Source organism: Rhizobium sp. Leaf453 (assembly GCF_001425605.1).
Lineage (GTDB): Bacteria > Pseudomonadota > Alphaproteobacteria > Rhizobiales > Rhizobiaceae > Pararhizobium.
This window is the reverse complement of the sequence record NZ_LMRG01000026.1, coordinates 22,365-44,693: the sequence shown is the minus strand read 5'-3', so window position 1 is coordinate 44,693 and position 22,329 is coordinate 22,365. Positions and strand designations below refer to the sequence as shown.

Below are 22,329 nucleotides of genomic sequence, written 5' to 3'. Positions count from 1 at the left end.
GCGGCTTTCGAGGTCATGGTACCGCGATCAATTGATCTGCGAAGAATTCTTCATCTTTGCGATGTCACGCAACGCATCGGTCAGCACCTCGACCGACTGCGCGCCCATCACGGCATATTTGCTGTCAATGATGAAGCAGGGAACACCGGTCACGCCCATGCCGCGGGCCATGTCGATTTCTTCCGAAACGGCATCGTTGTCGGCCTCAGATGCGAGAAGCGCCGCAATGACGGCACGGTCCAGGCCGCCTTTCTGGGCGATGTCGAGCAGAACATCGTGATCGCCGACATTGCGGCCTTCCTCGAAATTGGCCTTGAACAGCAGTCCGGCAACCTTGCTTTGTACATTGGGGCCTTCGGTCAGCGCCCAACGCACCAGACGATGCGCATCGAGCGTGTTCGGGCTGATCTTGACTGCATCGAAATCGAAGGCAATGCCGTCTTCCTTGCCAAGGTTGGTCAACATGTCATGCGCACGATCGACGGCATCCTGACCGCCGAGCTTTTCAGCGAGATGTTTCTTGTGGTCGACGCCTTCCGGCGGCAGGTCCGGATTGAGCTGGTAAGGCCGCCAGTTCACGGTCACATAGATATCGTCGGCGACATTGGCGATTGCCTGATCGAGGCGTGCCTTACCGAGATAGCACCAAGGGCAGACGACATCAGAAACAACATCGATATTCACATGGTCCATGCGCTTGCTCCTTGCGCTGAGGGTGGGTTGCCCAGCGACATAAGGGCAGGCGATTCCGCTTTCAATGCGTCACCAAAAGTATACCGACCTCAAATCGGCATTACTGCACAGATTCATCCCACCAGGCCGGCAATTGATACCCATAGAGCGGTACGGTATCCGGACGGCCGATATGCTTGTGGCGTGCCACCCACTGTGCCGAGATATGGTAGAGCGGAACAAGATAGAAATTCGACACCAGCATGCGGTCGTGAGCGCGAACGGCGGCTGTAAAATCCTCAATCGTGCGGGCCTGCAGGATGTTGTTGATCAGCGTATCAACATCCTTGTCGGCAACACCGGCGAAATTGTCGCTGCCCTGACGCTCCCGGGCAGCCGATGTCCAGCGGCCGACCTGCTCGATGCCCGGTGACAGGGAAGAGGGGAAGGATTTGACGATCACATCATAGTCAAACGACTGGCTGCGCTGCTGGTACTGGGAATCATCGACGGTCCGCACGGAGACACTGATGCCGAGTGCGGCCAGAAAGCGCTGATAGGCAAGCGCGAGTTTTTCCTGTCCCTCGTTTTGCGTCATGATTTCGAACGACAGCGCCGTGCCCTTGGCATCCAGCATCTTGCCGTCCTTGATGGAATAACCGGCCTCACGCAGCAACGTTACGGCTTCGCGCAGGACATTGCGATCCCGGCCTGTCGCATCCGTCACTGGCAGGCGATAGCTGCCATCGAGGACCTTGGGATTGATACGATTACGGATGTCACCCAGCAGGCTCAGTTCACGATCGTCCGCAGGCGTGTCGAGGTACGAGAGGTTGGAATTCTGCCAGAAGCTCTGGGTGCGGGTATAGGCGTTGTCGAACAGGTTCTTGTTCACCCATTCGAAATCGAAGGCCATGGCGAGGCCCTGACGGAGCTTGGCGTCGGCAAAGATCGGCCTGCGGGTGTTGAAGACGAAGCCAAGCATGCCGGACGGCGTCTTCGGCGTGAACTCGTCCTTGATAACTGCGCCGGATTGCACGGCCGGGAAATTATAGCTTCGCGCCCATTTGGTCGGGCTGCCTTCCGGATAGATATCGACTTCGCCCTTCTTGAACGCTTCGAACAGCGAATTGTCCTGAAGGAAATATTCGACCGATACCTGATCGTAATTGTCGAACCCGACCTTGGTCGGCAGGTCCTTCGCCCAATAGTTAGGGTTTCGCTTGTAGATGATGCGTTCGCCCGGCTTGACCTCGGCAACCTGATAGGGACCGGAACCGAGCGGGAATTTCAGCGATGTCTGATCGAAGGTCGCCATATCCGTCGCGTGTTTCGGCAGGATCGGCGTCATCGCGATCAACAGCGGAAATTCGCGGTCAGCTTCGTCGTTGAAGGTGAAGCGCACGCTGCGGTCGCCGACTTTCTCCAGCTTTGCTACCTTTGCCATGCGCGTGCTGAACGGCACGCGGCCCTTGTCGCGGAAGAGCTCGAAGGTGAAGATCACGTCTTCCGGCGTCACCGGTTGTCCATCGGCCCATTTGGCCTTCGGGTTCAGGTTGAATTGGATGAAGGTGCGGTCGTCGTCCCATTCGACGGTTTCGGCGAGCAGCGGATACAGCGAAAACGCCTCGTCGCGCGACCGCTGCATCAGCGAATCATAGATGAGGTTGCCATATTCCGGGTCGAGCATGCCGCGCGCTGTGGTGCGCATGCTTTTCAGGATGAACGGGTTCAAGCTGTCGAACGTGCCGACGACGCCATAGGCGATCTTGCCGCCCTTCTTGACGTTCGGGTTGACGTAGGGGAAACTCTTGAAATCGGCTGGCAAGGCGGGCTGGCCATGCATGGCTATGCCGTGAACCGGTTCGGCCTGTGCGGCTGTTCCGACGCTCAGCGTACCGAGCAGCGAAACCAGACCTAAAAACAATGCGCGCAAACTCGCCTCCCACGTCCTTGACTGATGTGAATCACGGCAAACTATCACGTTGACCAGCATTTCCAACCGGCGGACACTGTAAAAAACCGGAGCGAGCGAATACAAAAAGTCAAGGAAAGGCTGGATATCCGTGCGCACCCGCTGTAACAGGTGTTCCCGGAGACGAGGGTCATGCAATTGCCTTATTTGCCCAACAGGAGAGCGGGCAGCTGACCATAGATGACGAGTGGCGCGAGACCGCTCAGACACCGGAATTCAGGAGACGGATATCGTTATGATCTTCAAGTCGAACTTCACCAAAAAGGCTGCGCTTGCCGCATTTGCCGGCGCCGTTGCAGCTACTGCGATGCCCGTCGCGTCCGTTGCGCAGGATGCCGCCGCTGGCCGTCCGCCACAGGGCTGGTTCAAGGTCTGCACCAAGCAGGAAGATAACGATGTCTGCATCGTTCAGAACCTCCTGACCGCCAGCAATGGTCAGCTCATCACGGCCGTTGGCCTGATCAGCGTTCAGGGCAAGGTCAACCGCAAGGTTCTGCAGGTGTCGGTTCCTTCCGCTCGCCTCGTACCCCCGGGCATCCAGATGCAGATCGACGGCGGCAAGGGCGCCAAGCTCGATTACGCCATCTGCATGCCGGACAAGTGCGTTGCCGAAGTTCCGCTCTCCGACGCAGTTCTGGCAAGCCTGAAGAAGGGCGGCGAGGTTGTCTTCACCTCCGTCAACTTCCAGCGTGCGCCGAACCCGATCAAGATGTCGCTGAACGGCTTCACCGGCGTGTTCGACGGCGAGCCAATCGAGCAGTCGAAGCTGCAGGAGCGCCAGCGCCTTTTGCAGGAAGAAATGCAGAAGAAGGCTGACGACGCGCGCAAGAAGCTTGAAGACGCCCAGAAGGCCGCTACCGCGAACTGATCGCAGTTCAATCGACCATACAGGAAAGGCCCGGACATCGATCCGGGCCTTTCTGTTTCATGCTGCTCATAATCAGTGTTGAACGACCGTTTTCGGCCGGTACTGTCCGACTGTCTGCGGATCGAAGAATGCATTCACCTGGGAGTGGCGCATCGGCATTCCGCTGTCGTCCGAAATCAGGTTCTGCTCCGATACGTAGGCGACATATTCCGTTTCATCGTTTTCCGCGAGCAGGTGATAGAACGGCTGGTCCTTTGTCGGCCGGACCTCGGCGGGAATGGCATTCCACCATTCTTCCGTGTTGGCATATTCCGGATCGACGTCAAAGATCACGCCGCGGAACGGAAACACGCGATGGCGAACAACCTGTCCAATCTGAAATTTTGCATCTCTCTGCTTCATCATGTTAGGTTCCTTTCACCTTAAAATATGGTGGTTTTTCACCAAACATCAAGGCAGCGTGTGAGCGTGTGCACAATCCGCGCTTGAGAATACAGGCCCGGTCCGGCGTCTGGACGCCGTTGCTTGCCTCGTCCGGAAAATCGTCGTACCTCCTGTGTAGAACATTCCTTCCGTGACGGATCGCGCATGACCAACCAATGGGGCCGAAACAATCAAGTGACGCGGAGCACCGGTGGTTCATCAGCGGGTCTGCTCCTCGCCGCTCTCTTGTGTCTTGGCATGGCGGGCGGCGGCACGTATTTCTGGTTCGGCCGTCAGGCGATGCAGGCGGAAATCGCTGAACTGAAGACACAGGCGCGTTCGCTGAACGACGAAGTGGCGAAAATCACCGCCGAACGCGATATCGCCAACAAGGGCTTGGTCGAACTCAAGAAGAACTCGGGCAATTGGGCGGAGGAATTGGAAAAGGATTATGCTGATCTGAAGCTCAACGAAGTACCCAAGCTCAACCGTCTGCTTGACAAGCGCGACGCCGATATCGCGGCCCTTGAAAAATTGCTTTCGACGGAGAAGGCCGCGTCGAAATCCGCGGCCGACGATTTTACCAAGACGATTGCCCGATTGAATGAGCAGTTGACCGCGGCAAAATCCGATGCCGGCGATGCCTGGAAACAGGCTGAGGATCTCGGCAATGCCAAACTGGCGCTGGAAAAGCAGATTTCCGTTTTGAAGGCCTCCGTGGAAAAGGCAACGTCGGATGCCGTGGCTGCCCGCAAGGCGCTCGAACAGAAAACGGCCGAGGCCGAAAACAAGCCGCCGACGTTCAAGTCCGCCCTTGATCTGGCGCGTGATGTGCAGATCAAGACGCTAGAGGGGAATCTGGCCGAGGAGCGCAGCCGCGTAGAGCAACTTGAAAAGCAGTTGGCTGATCAGGCTGCAGAAATCGCGAAAAACGCAGCGGCTGCAAAGACTGAAACACCAGGAGAGACAGAAACGCCCGCAAAGGATGAAGTGGAAGCCAGGGGCGAGGAGCCGGCAGTTGACAACGGTCTTGTTCCGCGTGATCCGGTACTGGTGGAGAACGTTCTGAATTCGACCCGCGGTATCGGCGTTCTCGATGACGAGAAGACCCGTATCCTCAAGGACAAGCTGTCATCCGGCGCCTGCGTCACGGATGCGCTGGAAAGCGTGTTCGACCGGGTGCCGCTGATCGTGATGCGCAACCTGATGCGTGATTTCAAAAGTGATTGCTGACATTCGCCTGCCAGTTGGATGGCAGCTATTCTGGAAGGAGAGATGATGTTGCGACAGGCTTTCGGTATCGCCATGGCGCTGGCGGCGCTTTCAATCCATCCGCTTGCCGCCGCCGAGTTTGAAAAGAACATCATGACCGGCGGTCCGCAGGGCACCTATATCCAGATCGGGCGGGATGTGGCCGCCCTTGGCAAAAGCTGCGGCCAGACGCTCAATGTGGTGGAATCGGCGGGATCGCTGGAAAATTTCGTCGGCGTGCGCAACCGTCGCAGCACCCAGTTCGGCATCGTCCAGAGCGACGTGCTGGAATATCTGAAGACCTTCGAGGCCAACGATCCCGAAGTTCAGCAAGCGGTGCGCGGAGTGCGTATCATGTACCCGCTTTACAATGAGGAAATCCACGTCCTCGCCAAGTCGGACGTTGCAAGCATGAAGGATCTGGCCGGCAAGAAGGTGGCGGTTGGCGTCAAGGACAGCGGCACCTATCTGACCTCATCGCTGGTGCTCGATATTCTGCAGGTCAAGACTGGCGAGCGGGTTCCGCTTAATCCGGATGCCGCGCTGCCCAAGCTGCTGTCCGGCGAGATCGATGCTCTCTTCTACGTGGCGGGCGCACCGGCAGCGCTGTTCAAGAACAATCCGATCGATGGCGCCAAGTTCCATCTCGTGCCGATCACGGAAGCGCCGCTTCTGGCGACCTATACCGCTTCCAGGATCGATGCTGGAACCTATTCCTTCCAGAAGGATCCGGTCGAACTGATCGCCGTAAAGGCGGTGATGATGACCTATGACTACGACGTCAAGCGCAATGCCTATCAGCGCGAAAGCTGCAAGGCGGTCTCGGATTTTTCGAGCCTTATCCTCAACAATCTCGACAAGCTGCAGGCGACGGGACATCCGAAATGGAAGGATGTCGACCTGACGGCGCTGCCGCCGGGATGGCAGGTCGGCGTCTGCGTCAAGGCCGGCATGGCGCTGGACTACAAGCCGGCCTGCAAGGCGCCGCAGGCCGCAAGCCAGGAACCGGACGGAAACGAGGAATATCTCAATCTGCTGAAGCAACGGCTGAAGAAACAATAGCCGCAGAAAGCTTCATTGAATGAAAAAGGCCGGCTTTGCGAGAAAGCCGGCCTTTTTCTTGTGATGTGGCGGGCTTTGAGAGACCCGCCATGGCCGATCAGGCCGAGTAGTACATGTCGAATTCGACCGGATGCGGGGTCATTTCATAGCGCATGACTTCGATCATCTTCAGTTCGATATAGGCATCGATCTGATCGTCGTCGAACACGCCGCCGGCGGTGAGAAACTTGCGATCCCGATCGAGGTTTTCGAGTGCTTCGCGCAGCGATCCGGAGACCGTCGGGATCTTCTTCAGTTCCTTCGGCGGTAGGTCGTAGAGATCCTTGTCCATGGCCTTGCCGGGATGGATCTTGTTCTTGATGCCGTCGAGGCCGGCCATCAGCATCGCAGCAAAGCCGAGATACGGGTTGCCGAGCGGATCGGGGAAGCGGATTTCGACACGCTTCGACTTCGGACCCGTGCCGAACGGAATGCGGCACGATGCAGAGCGGTTACGGGCCGAGTAGGCGAGCAGGACCGGTGCTTCATAGCCCGGAACGAGACGCTTGTAGGAGTTCGTCGTCGGGTTGGTGAAGGCGTTGATCGCCTTGGCATGCTTGATGATGCCCCCGATGAAATAAAGGCACGTCTCGGACAGGCCGGCATATTCGTCGCCTGCGAACTGCGGCTTGGAGTCTTTCCAGATCGAGAGATGCACGTGCATGCCCGAACCGTTGTCGCCGAAGATCGGCTTCGGCATGAAAGTTGCCGTCTTGCCATAGGCATTGGCGACCTGGTGCACGACGTACTTGTAGATCTGAACCTTGTCGGCGCTGCGAACCAGCGTGTCGAACTTGACACCGAGTTCGTGCTGGGCGGCCGCAACCTCATGGTGCTGCTTCTCGACGGTGACGCCCATTTCGGTAAGCACCGTCAGCATTTCGGAACGCATGTCCTGGCAGCTGTCGACCGGCGGAACCGGGAAATAGCCGCCCTTGACGCGCGGACGATGGCCGAGGTTGCCGGTCTCGTAATCGGTATCGTCGTTCGATGGCAATTCCGACGAATCCAGCTTGAAGCCCGTATTGTACGGGTCGGCCTTGTACTTGACGTCGTCGAAGACGAAGAATTCCGGTTCCGGGCCGGCATAAACGGTGTCGCCGATGCCGGACGCCTTGAGGTAGGCCTCGGCCTTCTTGGCCGTGCCGCGCGGGTCGCGGTTGTAGGCTTCGCCGGATACCGGATCGAGGATGTCGCAGACGATGACCATCGTGGACTGGGCGAAGAACGGGTCCATGTGCACGGTCGCCGTGTCGGGCATCAGCACCATGTCGGATTCGTTGATCGCCTTCCAGCCGCCGATCGACGAGCCGTCGAACATGACGCCATCGGCGAACATATCTTCGTCGACAACACCAACGTCCATCGTGACGTGATGCAGCTTGCCCTTCGGGTCGGTGAAGCGCAGATCGACGAACTTGACGTCGTTTTCCCGGATCTGTTTGAGGATATCGTTTGCAGTCGTCATTTTTTGAAAGTCCCTCTTTTGAGATGACGAGGTATGCCCGGACCTGGCGGCCAGGCGGATTAGATGGCGTCGATGCCGGTCTCACCAGTACGGATGCGAATGACCTCTTCGATATTGGACACGAAAATCTTTCCGTCCCCGATACGTCCGGTCTGGGCCGCATTGCGGATTGCCTCGATCACGGCTTCCGCATTTTCGTCTGCCAGCACGACTTCGACTTTCACCTTCGGGAGAAAATCAACAACGTATTCCGCCCCACGGTAGAGTTCCGTGTGGCCCTTCTGGCGTCCAAAGCCCTTCGCTTCGGTGACGGTGATCCCCTGCAGGCCAACTTCCTGAAGGGCTTCCTTCACTTCGTCAAGCTTGAAAGGCTTTATGATCGCTTCGATCTTTTTCATGAGAAAATGTCTCTCCGCTTCTCCCGTTATGGCAGGCTCATGCCCGCTCGCCCTCGATATGCATTTTATATGCCAGATATGGCAAATGCGATGCCGTTTTGGATGAAAACTCCTCCACCGACACTGATCATAGCGGTTTCTTGCGAATAAGCAGCGCCTTTTGCCTATTTTTTATGAAATTTTCTGCGCTGATCGCAGTTGTCCGCATGTCGCTCAACGTAGGAGTTCATTAAGCATGATAATTGAGCGACAAATATGTGCAAATGCATAAAAAACATACAACATTCGCTTCTGTTTTGGGCTTGTGGCCCGGGAAGCTGCGGGGCATCTTGAGACATGCGCTTCGATCGACATCATTCCATCATCACACCCCGGGAAATGGCTGACATTGACAGTGATGCGGCGCGGTCCGGCATCGACAGTTTCGCCCTGATGATGGCCGCTGGTACAGCCGTGTCCGCCGCCGCGTTGCGGCATTATCCGGGCGCCTTGCGGTTCGTTGTGCTTTGCGGCCCCGGCAACAATGGCGGTGATGGTTATGTCGCTGCGACGGCTCTTTGCAACAGTGGCTGCGATGTTGCCGTTTACGCGTTGGGCGACAACACGGCACTGCAAGGGGATGCGGCTCGTGCATTCAGACTCTGGTCCGGCGACGTCGACCCGCTTGGTGTCTACAGGCCGCGTGCCGGTGACGTCGTCATCGACGCGTTTTTTGGCGCCGGTTTGACGCGTCCGGTTCCCACGGACGTCGCAATGCTGATGCAGACAATCGAGGCCAGGGGCGTTCCCGTCATCGCGGTCGATTTGCCATCCGGCGTCGATGGGCGGACGGGGCAGGTTCTAGGGGAGAGTTTCCGTGCCAGCCGCACCGTGACCTTCATGGCCCGCAAGCCGGGCCATCTGTTGCTGCCGGGAAGGGCACTCTGCGGCGATCTGGAGGTCGTGGATATTGGCATTCCGACGCGTATCCTTCGCAGCCATTCGAGCGGTCTGATCGAAAATGGGCCGCATCTATGGGCCGGGTTTTCTCATGTTCTCGATCCCTCGGCACATAAGTTCACCCGTGGTCACCTGGCGGTTTTCTCAGGCGGGGCTTTGGCGACCGGCGCCGCGCGGCTCTCGGCCGCAGCAGGCCTGAAGGCGGGCGCCGGGCTGGTGACACTGGCCTCCAGCGCCGCAGCGCTTGCTGCCAATTCTTCTCACCTGACCGCTGTAATGCTCAGGCATATAGAAGATGCCTCCGATCTCAAGATCTGGCTGGAAGACAGGCGTATCGGTGCCTTCGTGCTCGGCCCCGCTTTCGGCGACCTGGAAAAAGCCCGCCAGTATCTGGCACTCCTGCGCGATCGATCCGTGGTGCTCGACGCTGATGGCATCACGGCCTTCAAGGATGACCCGTCACCCTTGTTTACCGCCTTCGCGACGGGACCGACGCGCCTTGTCATGACGCCGCATGAAGGCGAATTTGCGCGGCTGTTTCCGGATATCGAGAGTAGCGAAACCTTGTCAAAAGTCGATCGGGCGCTGATGGCGGCGCGGCGCAGCCATGGCGTTATCGTCTATAAGGGCGCAGACACGGTGATAGCGGCGCCGGATGGCCGCGCCGCAATCAACACCAATGCGCCGCCTTGGCTGGCGACGGCCGGGTCCGGCGATACGCTGTGCGGCATTATCGGTGCGCATCTGGCGCAGGGCATGCCGGCCTTCGAGGCCGCGGCCGCCGGTGTCTGGCGCCACGGCCGGGCGGGAGCGAAAGCCGGCGAGGGGCTGACGGCGGAAGAGCTGGCCGCGGCAATCGAACCGCTACCGGCCTGATCAATCCACCCGTTTCTGCAGAGCGCGCGCGCCATTCGGCGCGTTGACCTTGCCCTCGGTGATGAAGAAGGCAAAGACGTCGCGCGTCTTCTTCTCCGGCTCGCGGCTCGGGTCGGCATGGTCGAGTTCGGCGACGTCGCCACCCTTAGCCCAGGTTTTCAGCCGATCCGCCCAAAGATTGAGGCGTTTTTCGTCGTAGCAGGTCTCGACATCGTCGCTACCGGTCTGAAGACGTGCATAAACGAAATCGCCGGTGACATCGGCGATCATCGGATATTCGAAATGATCGGCGCAGACGACGGCGACCTTGTGCTTGGCGAGCAGGGCCGCAAATTCCGGTGTGCGGAAGGAATCGTGGCGCACCTCGACGACATGGCGCAGCGTCAGCCCATCCTGCTTTTCCGGCAGAAGAGCAAGGAAGGCGCCGAAATCATCGGCATCGAACTTCTTGGTTGGCATGAACTGCCAGAGGATCGGTCCGAGATGATCACCGAGTTCGCTCAAGCCCTGGCCGAGGAATTTCTCGATCGAATCCCCGGCATCCGCCAGCACCTTCTTGTTGGTCGCAAACCGGCTGGCCTTGAGCGAAAAGACGAAACCATCTGGCACTTCCGAGGCCCATTTGGCAAAGGTCTCCGGCTTTTGCGAGCCGTAATAGGTGCCGTTGACCTCTATGACCTTCAACTGGCTGCTGGCATATTCGAGCTGTCGCTTCTTCGCCAGCGTGTCGGGATAGAACGTTCCCTCCCAGGGATCGAAGGTCCAGCCGCCAATGCCGCAACGGATAGTGCCGGATGTGCTCATGTCAGTTCTCCTCGACAGACAAGATGGCGGCGCGTTTCACGCCGGCGCGATGAAGGGTTGTGAAATTTCCACGAAGACAGGCAGCGCCTCCATGCGGGCACAATGGGCTGCGAGCGCTGGATAAGCGGCGGGATCGATGAGACCGGGATGTGCCTCGCTCATATGCCGCCAGGCACAGGCAACAGCGATATCCGCGTGGGTGATGCGTCCGAACCAGTATTCTCCCGGTCTTGCCGCCCGCTCTGCTTCCAAAGCAGAGAGAACTGTCAGCATCTGCGACCTGCAACGCTCGACAAAATAGTCCGAGGGCGTCCCATGCAGATGCAGTTCATAGAACAGGCTGACACCCTTGTCGGCAAAGCCGGTGGCAAAGGTCATGATCTTCAGTATCTGCCGCCGCTCATGTCCGGACTGCGGCAAAAGCCGCTTGTCCGCCGGCATCAGGCCATCAAGGAAATCGAGGATCGAATTGCTGTCGGCCACCACCTCGCCATCGTCGAGCAGCAGCGTCGGCACCCGCATCAGCGGGTTGACCGCCTGCACCTTGTCACCATCGCTGAACACCGACCAGGGCCGGTGCTCGAAGGCCAGGCCATAGAGCCGCAGAGCGATGCCGACACGGCGCAAATAGGACGAGTCGTATTGGCCGATCAGGATCATGCGCTACTCCGCCGCGACCGCCTTGCGCATCGGCCGCCGTTCCAACAGTTCCTTCAGGAAGGCGCCGGTGTGGGACCGCTTTTCCTTGACGATATCCTCCGGCGTGCCCGCCGCGATCACTTCGCCACCCCCATCGCCGCCTTCCGGGCCGAAATCGATCACCCAGTCTGCCGTCTTGATGACTTCGAGATTGTGCTCGATGACAACGACGGAGTTGCCCTGGTTGACGAGTTCATGCAGCACTTCCAGCAGTTTTGCGACATCGTGGAAATGCAGGCCGGTGGTCGGTTCGTCGAGAATGTAAAGCGTGCGGCCCGTCGAGCGCTTCGACAGTTCCTTGGCGAGCTTGACGCGCTGCGCTTCACCGCCGGAGAGCGTGTTGGCCTGCTGGCCGACCTTGATGTAACCGAGGCCGACGCCCTGCAGCGCCTGCAGCTTGTCGCGCACCGCCGGAACGGCGGCGAAGAATTCGACGCCTTCCTCGACAGTCATGTCGAGCACGTCGGCAATCGACTTGCCCTTGAAGTGCACGTCGAGCGTTTCGCGGTTGTAGCGCTTGCCGTGGCAGACGTCGCAGGTGACGTAAACATCCGGCAGGAAGTGCATCTCGATCTTGATGACGCCGTCACCCTGGCAGGCCTCGCAGCGGCCCCCCTTGACGTTGAACGAGAAGCGCCCCGGCTGATAACCGCGCGTCTTCGCCTCCGGCAGGCCGGCGAACCAGTCGCGGATCGGCGTGAAGGCGCCGGTATAGGTGGCCGGGTTGGAGCGCGGCGTGCGGCCGATCGGCGACTGGTCGATGTCGATAACCTTGTCGATGTGCTCGAAACCGTCGATCCGGTCATGCTCAGCCGGGATTTCGCGCGCGCCCATGATGCGGCGCGCGGCCGCCTTGTAGAGCGTTTCGATCAGGAAGGTCGACTTGCCGCCGCCGGAAACCCCGGTCACCGCCGTGAAAATGCCGAGCGGAATCGAGGCTGTGACGTTCTTCAAATTGTTGGCGCGGGCGCCGACGACGGTGATTTCCTTTTTCTTCTTCGCTTTGCGGCGCTCGCCGGGAATGGCAACAGCCAGTTCGCCGGAAAGATATTTGCCGGTCAGCGAGTTCGGATTGTCGATGACCTGCTGCGGCGTCCCCTCGGCCACCACCTGGCCGCCATGGATACCGGCAGCCGGGCCGATATCGACGACATAATCCGAGGTCAGGATCGCATCCTCGTCATGCTCGACGACGATGACGGTGTTGCCGATGTCGCGCAGATGCCGGAGCGTATCGAGCAGCCGCGCATTGTCGCGCTGATGCAGACCGATCGACGGCTCGTCGAGGACGTAGAGCACGCCGGTCAGGCCGGAGCCGATCTGCGAGGCAAGCCGGATGCGCTGACTTTCGCCGCCGGACAGGGTTCCGGAGTTGCGCGACAGGCTGAGATATTCAAGGCCGACATCATTCAGGAACCGCAGGCGTTCGCGGATTTCCTTGAGGATGCGCACCGCAATCTCGTTCTGCTTGGTATTCATATGCTGCGGCAGAACGTCGAACCAGTCGCGAGCGACGCGGATCGACATCTGCGTGACTTCGCCGATATGCAGCTTATTGATCTTGACGGCGAGCGCCTCCGGCTTCAGGCGGAAGCCGTTGCAGGCCGGGCAGGGGGCTGCCGACATATAGCGCTCAATGTCCTCGCGCGCCCAGGCGCTGTCGGTTTCCTTCCAGCGGCGCTCCAGGTTCGGCACGATGCCTTCGAAGTTTTTCGTCGTGTTGTAGGACCGGGCGCCGTCCTCGTAATGGAAGCTGATCTTCTCTTCCGTGCCGTGCAGGATCGCCCGCTTGGCCTCGTCCGAGAGGTCGGTCCACTTGCTCGACAGCTTGAAGCCGAAGGCCTTGCCGAGCGCTTCGAGCGTCTGGTTGTAGTAAGGAGACGAGGACTTGGCCCAGGGCGCGATGGCGCCGTTCTTCAACGTCCGGTCGGGCTCCGGCACGATCAGCGCCTCGTCGATCTTCTGCTGGCTGCCGAGGCCATCGCAGGTCGGGCAGGCGCCGAAGGGATTGTTGAACGAAAACAGCCGCGGCTCGATCTCCGAAATGGTGAAACCGGAGACGGGGCAGGCGAATTTTTCGGAAAACAAGACGCGTTCATGCGTTTCGTTCAGCGACTTGTTGGCCGATCCGCCAGCCGAAGTTTCTTCAGGCGGCAGCGGCTTGTCAGCAAATTCGGCGATGGCGAGGCCGTCGGCGAGCGTCAGGCAAGTCTCGAGGCTGTCCGCAAGGCGTGTCGTCAGATCGGCGCGCACGACGATGCGATCAACGACCACGTCGATATCGTGCTTGTATTTCTTGTCGAGCGTCGGGGCATCGGCGATCTCGTAGAACTGGCCGTCGATCTTGACGCGCTGGAAGCCCTTCTTCATCAGTTCGGCGAGTTCCTTCTTGTACTCGCCCTTGCGGCCGCGCACGACCGGCGCCAATATATATAGACGGGTGCCTTCACCGAAGCTAATGACCCGGTCGACCATCTGGCTGACGGTCTGGCTCTCGATCGGCAGGCCGGTCGCCGGCGAATAGGGAATGCCGACGCGGGCAAACAGCAGGCGCATATAGTCATAGATCTCGGTGACCGTGCCGACCGTCGAGCGCGGATTGCGCGATGTGGTCTTCTGCTCGATCGAGATCGCCGGTGAGAGGCCATCGATCTGGTCGACATCCGGCTTCTGCATCATCTCCAGGAACTGGCGCGCATAGGCCGAAAGGCTTTCGACATAGCGCCGCTGGCCTTCCGCATAGATCGTGTCGAACGCGAGCGACGACTTGCCAGAGCCGGACAGCCCGGTCATGACGATCAGCTTGTTGCGCGGCAGATCGAGGTCGATGCCTTTCAGATTGTGTTCGCGCGCACCGCGAATGGAAATGGTCTCGAGTTTGCTCATCGTGCCCAGCTTTTGATCTGCAGTGGAAAGCCCCTATTTAAGGACGCCGGAGCCCATGTCGAGGCATATGGCGAAAAACAGGTCGCTTTCCGAGTCGGTTGACAGGATAATAGGGATTTATTAGAACAAATAAAGAACGAATATCGCAATTGAACTGTGGATTGTTCATCGAGGCGGGGCGTAACGGTGGGCTCAAGCCGTTAAGATGCCCGCTCTGAATTTGATGGTCCGGATGCACTGCCGGACGGATAACGGGAAGAAGCGAGATGGCTGGTAGCGTCAACAAGGTGATTTTGATCGGGAACCTCGGGGCGGACCCGGAAATCCGGCGCACGCAGGACGGCCGTCCGATTGCGAACCTCCGTATTGCAACATCCGAGACTTGGCGCGATCGCAATTCCGGCGAACGCAAGGAAAAGACGGAATGGCACACTGTGGTGATCTTCAATGAAGGTCTTTGCAAGGTTGCCGAACAATATCTGAAGAAGGGCTCGACCGTCTATGTCGAAGGCCAGTTGCAGACCCGCAAGTGGCAGGATCAGAGCGGTCAGGACCGCTACTCGACGGAAGTCGTGCTGCAGGGCTTCAACTCGACGCTGACCATGCTCGGCGGCCGCGGTGATGGCCAGGGCGCAGGTGGCGGTCGTGGCGGCTCCGATTATGGCGGTGGCAATATGGGCGGCGGTTATGGCGACGATTACGACCGTCCGTCTTCGGCTCCGTCGGGCCGGGCCGGTGGTGGTAGCGGCAGCGGCGGTGGAAACTTTTCGCGCGACATGGATGACGATATTCCGTTCTGAACCGGCTGTGGTCAGGTGCAAAAGGCTCGGGGAACCGGGCCTTTTCTATTTTGGCGACCACGACTTTCCGATCATGAGGTTGCCATGGCCGACTTGATGCCATCGACGACGAACTGCACGGCCAGGGCGGCGAGGATGACACCCAGCAGACGAGTCAGGATGGCGCGGCCGGTAACGCCCAGGAACCGGTCGATGCGTTCAGCGATGACAAGTGCGGCAAACAGGACGGCAAGACACAGGGCAATCACAAGGATCAGCTGTGCCCGGTCTATCGTTGCGGAAAAGGATCCGGACAGCAGGATCGTGGCGGAGATCGCGCCAGGACCGGCAATCAATGGCAGCGCCAGGGGAAACACTGCGATGTTGTGAATATGATCTCGAGTGACCGCGGTCTCTCCAGTCTTCTCCTTGCGCTCGTTGCGCTTCTCGAAAATCATCTCGAACGCGATCCAGAACAGCAGCAGGCCGCCGGCGATGCGGAAGGCGCCGATCGATATGCCGAGCAGGCTAAGGATGCCATTTCCGAAGAGAGCGAAGGCGGCGAGGATGAAGAAGGCGATCAGCGTTCCGCGCCGCGCCACCAGAAAGCGCTCCTGCCGGCTCATGCCGACGGTCAGACTGAGAAAAATCGGCGCCAGGCCCGGAGGGTCGATGGTAACCAGAATGGTGGTCAGTGCGTTGATCAGAAGGTCGATATCAACCATGCCATCTTTCCCCTCGCGGCCTTGCTTATGATGACCGTCTTATGGATTGTTAGGCGACTGCCGACCGTATTGAAAGGCCTGCGCTTCACTGTTCCGCCGCTTTTGCCTTGCAAATGCTTGTGGAAGCGCCGATGAGCCTAAAAGGCTGTTCAAAACCCGGCCCCGAAATTGGCGCTCGACCATGCATTCGGCTATAAAAATCTGTCTGATTCTGAACAAAGATCGTGATCGAAATTGACTGAACAAACCACACCCGGCGGCGGCAAGAACCCACCAGGCATCGAGCCTATTTCCATCATGGAGGAAATGCAGCGGTCGTATCTCGATTACGCCATGAGCGTTATCGTCAGCCGCGCGCTTCCCGATGTCCGTGATGGTCTGAAACCGGTGCATCGCCGCATCCTGTTCGGGATGAGCGAACTCGGCATCGACTGGAACAAGAAATACGTCAAGTGCGCCCGCGTCACCGGTGACGTGATGGGTAAATACCATCCGCACGGCAATTCGGCGATCTACGACGCGCTTGCCCGCATGGCGCAGCCCTGGTCGTTGCGACTGCCGCTGATCGACGGTCAAGGCAATTTCGGCTCGATCGACGGCGATCCGCCGGCGGCCGAACGTTACACCGAATGCCGTCTGGAAAAGGCAGCGCATGCGCTGCTCGACGATCTCGACAAGGAAACGGTCGATTTCCGCGACAACTACGACGGCACGCTGAGCGAACCCGCCGTTGTCCCCGCGAAGTTCCCGAACCTTCTGGTCAACGGCGCGGGCGGTATTGCCGTCGGCATGGCGACCAACATTCCGCCGCACAATCTGATCGAAGTCATCAACGGCTGCATCGCGCTGATCGACGAACCGGCGCTGGAACTGCCGCAGCTGATGGAGATCATCCCCGGTCCGGACTTCCCGACTGGTGCTTTCATTCTCGGCCGTTCCGGCATCCGCTCGGCCTATGAAACGGGCCGCGGCTCCGTCATCATGCGCGGCCGTGCCACCATCGAGCCGATGCGCGGCGATCGCGAGCAGATCATCATTACCGAGGTTCCCTATCAGGTGAACAAGGCGACGATGATCGAGAAGATGGCCGAACTGGTCAAGGACAAGCGCATCGAGGGCATTTCCGACCTGCGCGACGAATCCGACCGCCAGGGCTACCGCGTCGTCATCGAGTTGAAGCGCGATGCCAATGCCGAGGTCATCCTCAACCAGCTCTACCGCTATACGCCGCTACAGACCTCGTTCGGCTGCAACATGGTGGCGTTGAATGGCGGCAAGCCGGAGCAGATGACCCTGCTCGACATGCTGCGCGCTTTCGTCGCCTTCCGCGAGGACGTCATCAGCCGCCGCACGAAATATCTGTTGCGCAAGGCGCGCGACCGGGCGCATGTCCTGGTCGGTCTTGCCATCGCCGTTGCCAATATCGACGAGATCATCAAGCTGATCCGCGAAGCCCCGGATCCAGCAACGGCCCGCGAGCAGTTGATGACGCGCCGCTGGCCGGCATCCGACGTCGAAAGCCTGATCCGCCTGATCGACGATCCGCGCCACCGCATCAACGAGGACCTGACCTACAATCTCTCGGAAGAGCAGGCCCGGGCGATCCTCGAGCTGCGTCTTGCTCGTCTGACGGCTCTTGGCCGTGACGAAATCGGTGACGAACTCAACAAGATCGGCGACGAAATCAAGGATTACCTCGACATTCTGTCCTCGCGCGTCCGCATCATGACCATCGTCAAGGATGAGTTGATCGCTGTTCGCGACGAATTCGGCACGCCGCGCCGCACCGAGATCGTCGAAGGCGGTCCGGACATGGACGACGAGGATCTGATTGCCCAGGAAGACATGGTGATCACCGTGTCGCATCTCGGCTATATCAAGCGCGTGCCGCTGGCGACCTATCGCGCCCAGCGCCGTGGCGGCAAGGGTCGCTCCGGCATGGCGACGCGGGACGAGGACTTTGTTACCCGGCTATTTGTTGCCAACACGCATACGCCGATGCTGTTCTTCTCGTCGCGCGGTATCGTTTACAAGGAAAAGGTCTGGCGCCTGCCGATCGGCACGCCGCAATCGCGCGGCAAGGCCCTGATCAACTTGCTGCCGCTGGAGCCCGGCGAACGCATCACCACGATCATGCCGCTACCCGAGGATGAGACGACCTGGGAAAACCTCGACGTCATGTTCTCGACCACGCGCGGCACAGTCCGGCGCAACAAGCTGTCGGACTTCGTTCAGGTCAACCGCAACGGCAAGATCGCCATGAAGCTGGAGGAAGAGGGCGATGAAATCCTCTCCGTCGAAACCTGCACAGAGCATGACGACGTCCTTTTGACGACGGCGCTTGGTCAGTGCATCCGCTTCTCCGTCGATGACGTGCGCGTCTTTGCCGGCCGCAACTCGATCGGTGTTCGCGGGATCACCATGGGCGAAGGCGATCGGATCATTTCGATGACCATCGTCAGTCATGTCGATGCGGAACCCTGGGAGCGTGCGGCCTACCTGAAGCGCGCTGCTGCCGAACGTCGCGCAACAACCGGCGAGGACGAGGAAATCGCGCTGGTCGGCGAAGAGGTTACCGAAGAGGGCGAACTCACCAACGAACGCTACGAGGAACTGAAGGCGCGCGAACAGTTCGTTCTGACGGTCTCCGTCAAGGGCTTCGGCAAGCGGTCCTCGACCTATGATTTCCGGACCTCCGGGCGCGGCGGCAAGGGCATCCGTGCCACCGATACCTCGAAGACCGGCGAAATCGGTGAGCTGGTGGCGGCATTCCCCGTCGAGGACAAGGACCAGATCATGCTCGTCTCCGATGGTGGCCAGTTGATCCGTGTTCCTGTCGGCGGTATTCGCTTGGCCAGCCGCGCCACCAAGGGCGTAACAATCTTCTCGACGGCCAAGGACGAAAAGGTCGTGTCCGTCGAGCGGATCAGCGAGCCGGAAAGTGACGAGGAAGACGAGATCGCAGGTGCCGTTGCTTCGCCGGATGGCGAGGCTTCAACGGAACCACCAGCCGAAACGGAAGAATAGGACTTTCGAAACGTCATCTGAAAAGCCGGGCGGTTGCATCGCCCGGCTTTTTCTTATGCGCACCGTTGAATTTAGCATTCTGTGAATTAAAGGTACCTCTGCGCCGTCAACCCTCTGATTCCTGTGAGGATGTCGGATCGCATGGGGGATGGAATGGGGAAGCTGACACGACGCGTCCTGCTGGCTGGAGTCTCCGCAGGTTTGGGCGTCTATGCCGGCCGCACATTGCTCGCGCCGACAAGCGCGTCCGGACCGATTTTCCCAGCTGATATCAAGCCGAATGCCGGCGGAATCCTTCTGAATGACGCCAGTGAATTGTCGCCAACCTCCGTTGCTAGGCATATGACCATCACTGCCGATCCAGCGAAGGACGCGGTGGAGACAATCCGGGCGATGATGGCGGAGGCACGAAGCGCCGGACAGCCATTCATTGCCAGCACGGCGCGACACTCCATGGGCGGCCAGAGCCTTGCGAAGGACGGCACCGTGCTGACGCTCGACCAGCAATGGCTGGAGGCCGATACGGCTGCGAAAACATACCGCGTTGCCGCCGGCACGCGCTGGTCGACAGTCATCACGAAGCTCGATACCATCGGCTTTTCGCCGGCTGTCATGCAGTCAAACAACGATTTCGGCGTCGCGAGTACCTATTCCGTCAATGCCCATGGCTGGCCGGTCCGTTTCAGCGGTTGCGGCAGCACGGTGCGATCGATGAAAATGCTGCTGGCGGACGGTACGCTGGTCACCTGTTCACGGGATGAGAATACGGAACTGTTCCAGCATGCCATGGGCGGCTACGGACTGTTCGGGGTGATCACCGAACTTGAACTCGACATGGTGCCGAACAGCCGTCTTCAACCCAGCTTCGACCATGTGCCTGGCAGCGAGTTCGGTACACGGTTCATCGACATGCTGGGCGCTGACCCGTCGATCCAGATGGCCTATGGCCGCTTGGATGTCTCGCTCGATCGTTTTTTCGAGGATGGTTTGCTGATCTCGTATCGTCCGGCCGCCGACCAGTCTGAACTTCCGGCCGCCACGGGTTCCGGCTTTGTCAGCCGGGTATCGCGGGAAATCTTCCGTCGGCAGGTTGGCTCCGATTGGGTGAAGCACAGGCGATGGTGGATCGAAACCGCAGTCGGACCGGCGATCGCGGGCGAGGCGACCCGCAACAGCCTGATGAACGAACCCGTTGTCACACTCGACGATCTGGATCCGCTGCGCACCGACATCCTGCATGAATATTTCGTCGCGCCGTCACGCTTTGCCGAATTCGTCGCGGCTTGCCGCGAGGTGATCCCGGCATCCTTCCAGCAATTGCTGAATGTCACGCTGCGTTTCGTTGATACCGATCGCGACAGTGTTCTCGCCTATGCAACCGAACCCAGGATCGCGGCAGTCATGCTGTTTTCGCAGGAAAAGACAGTGCGCGGCGAAGCGGACATGGCGCGCATGACGCGGGACTTGATCGAGCGAGTCTTGGCGATCGGTGGCACCTACTACCTGCCGTACCGGCCGCATGCCTCGCTCGACCAGTTCACTCGCGCCTATCCGCGTGCCGCTGCCTTCGCGGCTCGAAAACGCGAAATCGACAGCGGACTGCTTTTCCGCAATCATCTGTGGGACGCCTATATCGGCAAACTCTGAAGGGATTCTTCGTGGGCAAATTGCGCATCATCGCCGCCTTCTATGCTGTTGCTCTCCTGGGGGCGGCGTCGCTGAATTATATCCCCGGTCTGACGGACGATCAGGGTAGGGCGTTTGGCATCTTTGCGCTGGATATCTATGACGACAGCCTGCACGTGGCCTCTGCGGTCTGGGCGGCTATTGCAGCCTGGCTGTCGCCGCGCGCGGCCCGAAGCTTCCTGCTTTATTTCGGTGCGCTCTATTTCGCCGATGGCCTTTTGGGCCTGATCACCGGATCCGGTTATCTGGAGCTCGGCATCGTCAATTACGGCATCCAGGATTTGCCGTTCGGCTTCAAGATCCTCGCCAACCTGCCGCATCTGGCGCTCGGCGGATTTGCCCTTCTGTCGGTGGCCCTCTTCGGCAAAGAGGTCGCCTGATGCGCATCCTGTGGAAGCTCATGAAATGGAGCCTGGCGGCGATCCTGCTGCTTGTCCTCCTGCTCTTGAGTCCGGTTGCCTATGTCGAAACGTTCTGCCATGGCGAGCGGAAGGACAATGCCTACAAGCCGCTGATTGCGGACGCGGCGTTCCAGCGGCAGGAGGCCAATACGTTCCTGACCTATCCGGAATGGCACATTGTCTATGCTTATGATGGTCTGGCCGAGGTGCTGAAATCGGGCGATGAATATGCCTTCGATTACTTCTCCAGCGTTCGCGGCTTCTGGTTGTCCACCTGCGCGCTGACCGAGGTTGCCGATGCCCATGGCAGCGCGGATTCCGCAACGCGCATGACCATTCATACGATCGGCGTCAGCTTCACGCTCGAAATGACCCTGAAAGCCATCTACGAGGAAACCATTGGCCACCTGACAGCACTGCTGCGCGGCCCGGAAAAGACGCCGCAGGACCAAGTCGCTGCCGGCATGGCCATCGACTATGCCGCCTTCCTGCGCCAGACGCCTTGGTACAAATATCCGTTCGAGACTCAGGTGACGAAGCTCAAGGCCGCTCCGATCACCGATCCCATCCGTGGCTGGGAGCGCCGTTTTGCCTTGGGGACCGAATGGAGCGGAAAGATCTTTTATGCCGGCATGATCGCCAATGCGGTTGCCGGAACGACAGGTGCTGCCCAGCTTGAAATTCGTAGTATCGTCAGCGGACTGCCGTCCGCCGATCTCGCCGCGATCGAAGGGGTGACGGTTATCGGCGAAAATGGCGGCAACATAGAAATCCAGACACCGCGGTATGATCTCTTCACCCGTATCCTTGTCGAGATCGCCGGGAAGGGCGGCTCCATCAAGGAGATTGCCGGCAATGACGATATCATGGTGTCAGTCACGGAAAAGGCGGACCAGCCCTTGCAGGATCTACCGGGCAGCGTGATCGCCCGGGTTCCACGCGACGGGTTCGAAAGCACGCGGCTGCTTGTTGCCTTGAAGGTCGCGGATCTTTCGACGCTGTTGCGAAAGCTGCCGATGGCCGATCCGGGACTCGAACATGTCTTTGATTACTAGGTTTGCTTCGATGGCCGTCGTCGCGGTGGCCATCCTGTGCATCTGGTTCATCGCAACGGCAGTTATCTTCCGTCTCACCGAACAGGCGCCGGGTGCGTTGGTCCTGTTTCCCGGCCGGTATCTGCAGGCCGAAAACCTGCCGCAAGGTGTGACGATCCTAAAATGGTCGGAGGAATTCGCGGTCTTGGGCAGTGGTGACGCAGGCTATGTCGCAAGGCTTTATGCCGCCGGTGTTCCCATCGTCTTTCCCGCCAGAAGCAACGGCTGCATGAGTTATCGCAATTGATCGTTTTTCC

The 22,329-nt window shown here is 59.4% G+C and carries 19 protein-coding genes; 10 read left to right on the top strand and 9 right to left on the bottom strand.

What is annotated here, in order from left to right:
- Positions 1-27: 27 nt before the first annotated feature.
- The gene (locus ASG68_RS21685) at positions 28-693 is read right to left on the bottom strand and encodes a DsbA family oxidoreductase (RefSeq protein ID WP_062581153.1); all 666 of its coding nucleotides are present in this window, start codon (positions 691-693) and stop codon (positions 28-30) included.
- A gap of 100 nt (positions 694-793) precedes the next feature.
- On the bottom strand, positions 794-2,608 hold the full coding sequence (locus ASG68_RS21680) for an extracellular solute-binding protein (RefSeq protein WP_062581152.1): 1,815 nt from the start codon (positions 2,606-2,608) through the stop codon (positions 794-796).
- A gap of 274 nt (positions 2,609-2,882) precedes the next feature.
- Between ASG68_RS21680 and ASG68_RS21675 the strand changes: the two genes are divergently transcribed.
- Complete coding sequence (locus ASG68_RS21675; RefSeq protein WP_062581151.1) at positions 2,883-3,515, top strand: invasion associated locus B family protein; 633 nt, start codon at positions 2,883-2,885, stop codon at positions 3,513-3,515.
- 72 nt (positions 3,516-3,587) lie between these two features.
- Here ASG68_RS21675 and hspQ read toward each other — a convergent pair whose 3' ends face one another.
- The gene (gene hspQ / locus ASG68_RS21670) at positions 3,588-3,917 is read right to left on the bottom strand and encodes a heat shock protein HspQ (RefSeq protein ID WP_062581185.1); all 330 of its coding nucleotides are present in this window, start codon (positions 3,915-3,917) and stop codon (positions 3,588-3,590) included.
- A 186-nt stretch (positions 3,918-4,103) separates the two neighbouring features.
- Here hspQ and ASG68_RS21665 point away from each other — a divergent pair, with 186 nt between their 5' ends.
- Positions 4,104-5,171, top strand: coding sequence for a hypothetical protein (locus ASG68_RS21665; protein ID WP_062602296.1), 1,068 nt, complete (start codon positions 4,104-4,106; stop codon positions 5,169-5,171).
- Positions 5,172-5,216: 45 nt separating this feature from the next.
- On the top strand, positions 5,217-6,251 hold the full coding sequence (locus tag ASG68_RS21660; protein ID WP_244484304.1) for a TAXI family TRAP transporter solute-binding subunit: 1,035 nt from the start codon (positions 5,217-5,219) through the stop codon (positions 6,249-6,251).
- A gap of 97 nt (positions 6,252-6,348) precedes the next feature.
- On the opposite strand, the gene glnA is transcribed toward ASG68_RS21660, so the two are convergent.
- Positions 6,349-7,758 (bottom strand): type I glutamate--ammonia ligase, encoded by a 1,410-nt coding sequence (gene glnA, locus ASG68_RS21655; protein WP_062581146.1) that lies wholly within the window; start codon positions 7,756-7,758, stop codon positions 6,349-6,351.
- A gap of 59 nt (positions 7,759-7,817) precedes the next feature.
- Positions 7,818-8,156, bottom strand: coding sequence for a P-II family nitrogen regulator (locus ASG68_RS21650; RefSeq protein WP_018324798.1), 339 nt, complete (start codon positions 8,154-8,156; stop codon positions 7,818-7,820).
- A gap of 336 nt (positions 8,157-8,492) precedes the next feature.
- On the opposite strand from ASG68_RS21650, the gene ASG68_RS21645 reads away from it, so the two are divergent.
- Positions 8,493-9,971 carry a bifunctional ADP-dependent NAD(P)H-hydrate dehydratase/NAD(P)H-hydrate epimerase gene (locus tag ASG68_RS21645; protein ID WP_062581145.1) on the top strand — a complete coding sequence of 493 codons (1,479 nt, stop codon included), beginning with the start codon at positions 8,493-8,495 and terminating at the stop codon, positions 9,969-9,971.
- On the opposite strand, the gene ASG68_RS21640 is transcribed toward ASG68_RS21645, so the two are convergent.
- From ASG68_RS21640 to uvrA, 3 genes are read right to left on the bottom strand one after another with little or no spacing between them, the layout of a single operon-like run.
- Complete coding sequence (locus ASG68_RS21640) at positions 9,972-10,775, bottom strand: DUF72 domain-containing protein (RefSeq protein WP_062581143.1); 804 nt, start codon at positions 10,773-10,775, stop codon at positions 9,972-9,974.
- A gap of 36 nt (positions 10,776-10,811) precedes the next feature.
- Positions 10,812-11,435, bottom strand: coding sequence for a glutathione S-transferase family protein (locus ASG68_RS21635; protein ID WP_062581141.1), 624 nt, complete (start codon positions 11,433-11,435; stop codon positions 10,812-10,814).
- A gap of 3 nt (positions 11,436-11,438) precedes the next feature.
- Positions 11,439-14,360 carry an excinuclease ABC subunit UvrA gene (uvrA, locus tag ASG68_RS21630; protein ID WP_062581139.1) on the bottom strand — a complete coding sequence of 974 codons (2,922 nt, stop codon included), beginning with the start codon at positions 14,358-14,360 and terminating at the stop codon, positions 11,439-11,441.
- A gap of 266 nt (positions 14,361-14,626) precedes the next feature.
- On the opposite strand from uvrA, the gene ASG68_RS21625 reads away from it, so the two are divergent.
- The gene (locus ASG68_RS21625) at positions 14,627-15,160 is read left to right on the top strand and encodes a single-stranded DNA-binding protein (protein ID WP_062581138.1); all 534 of its coding nucleotides are present in this window, start codon (positions 14,627-14,629) and stop codon (positions 15,158-15,160) included.
- Between the two features lie 71 nt (positions 15,161-15,231).
- Here the strand turns inward: ASG68_RS21625 and ASG68_RS21620 are convergent, their stop codons facing one another.
- Positions 15,232-15,864 carry a MarC family protein gene (locus tag ASG68_RS21620; RefSeq protein WP_062581136.1) on the bottom strand — a complete coding sequence of 211 codons (633 nt, stop codon included), beginning with the start codon at positions 15,862-15,864 and terminating at the stop codon, positions 15,232-15,234.
- A 234-nt stretch (positions 15,865-16,098) separates the two neighbouring features.
- Here ASG68_RS21620 and gyrA point away from each other — a divergent pair, with 234 nt between their 5' ends.
- From gyrA to ASG68_RS21595, 5 genes are all read left to right on the top strand, one after another.
- Positions 16,099-18,891 carry a DNA gyrase subunit A gene (gyrA, locus tag ASG68_RS21615; RefSeq protein ID WP_062581135.1) on the top strand — a complete coding sequence of 931 codons (2,793 nt, stop codon included), beginning with the start codon at positions 16,099-16,101 and terminating at the stop codon, positions 18,889-18,891.
- A gap of 153 nt (positions 18,892-19,044) precedes the next feature.
- Positions 19,045-20,538, top strand: a complete 1,494-nt coding sequence (locus tag ASG68_RS21610) for an FAD-binding oxidoreductase (protein ID WP_062581133.1) — start codon at positions 19,045-19,047, stop codon at positions 20,536-20,538.
- A gap of 11 nt (positions 20,539-20,549) precedes the next feature.
- Positions 20,550-20,957: a DUF4383 domain-containing protein gene (locus ASG68_RS21605; protein ID WP_062610095.1), complete on the top strand. Its 408-nt coding sequence runs from the start codon at positions 20,550-20,552 to the stop codon at positions 20,955-20,957.
- Positions 20,957-22,033 (top strand): hypothetical protein, encoded by a 1,077-nt coding sequence (locus ASG68_RS21600; RefSeq protein ID WP_062581129.1) that lies wholly within the window; start codon positions 20,957-20,959, stop codon positions 22,031-22,033. The genes ASG68_RS21605 and ASG68_RS21600 overlap by 1 nt, the downstream gene beginning before the upstream one ends.
- A complete protein-coding gene (locus tag ASG68_RS21595; protein ID WP_156373678.1) occupies positions 22,017-22,319 on the top strand; it encodes a hypothetical protein in 303 nt (100 codons plus the stop codon). The genes ASG68_RS21600 and ASG68_RS21595 overlap by 17 nt, the downstream gene beginning before the upstream one ends.
- Positions 22,320-22,329 lie beyond the last annotated feature (10 nt).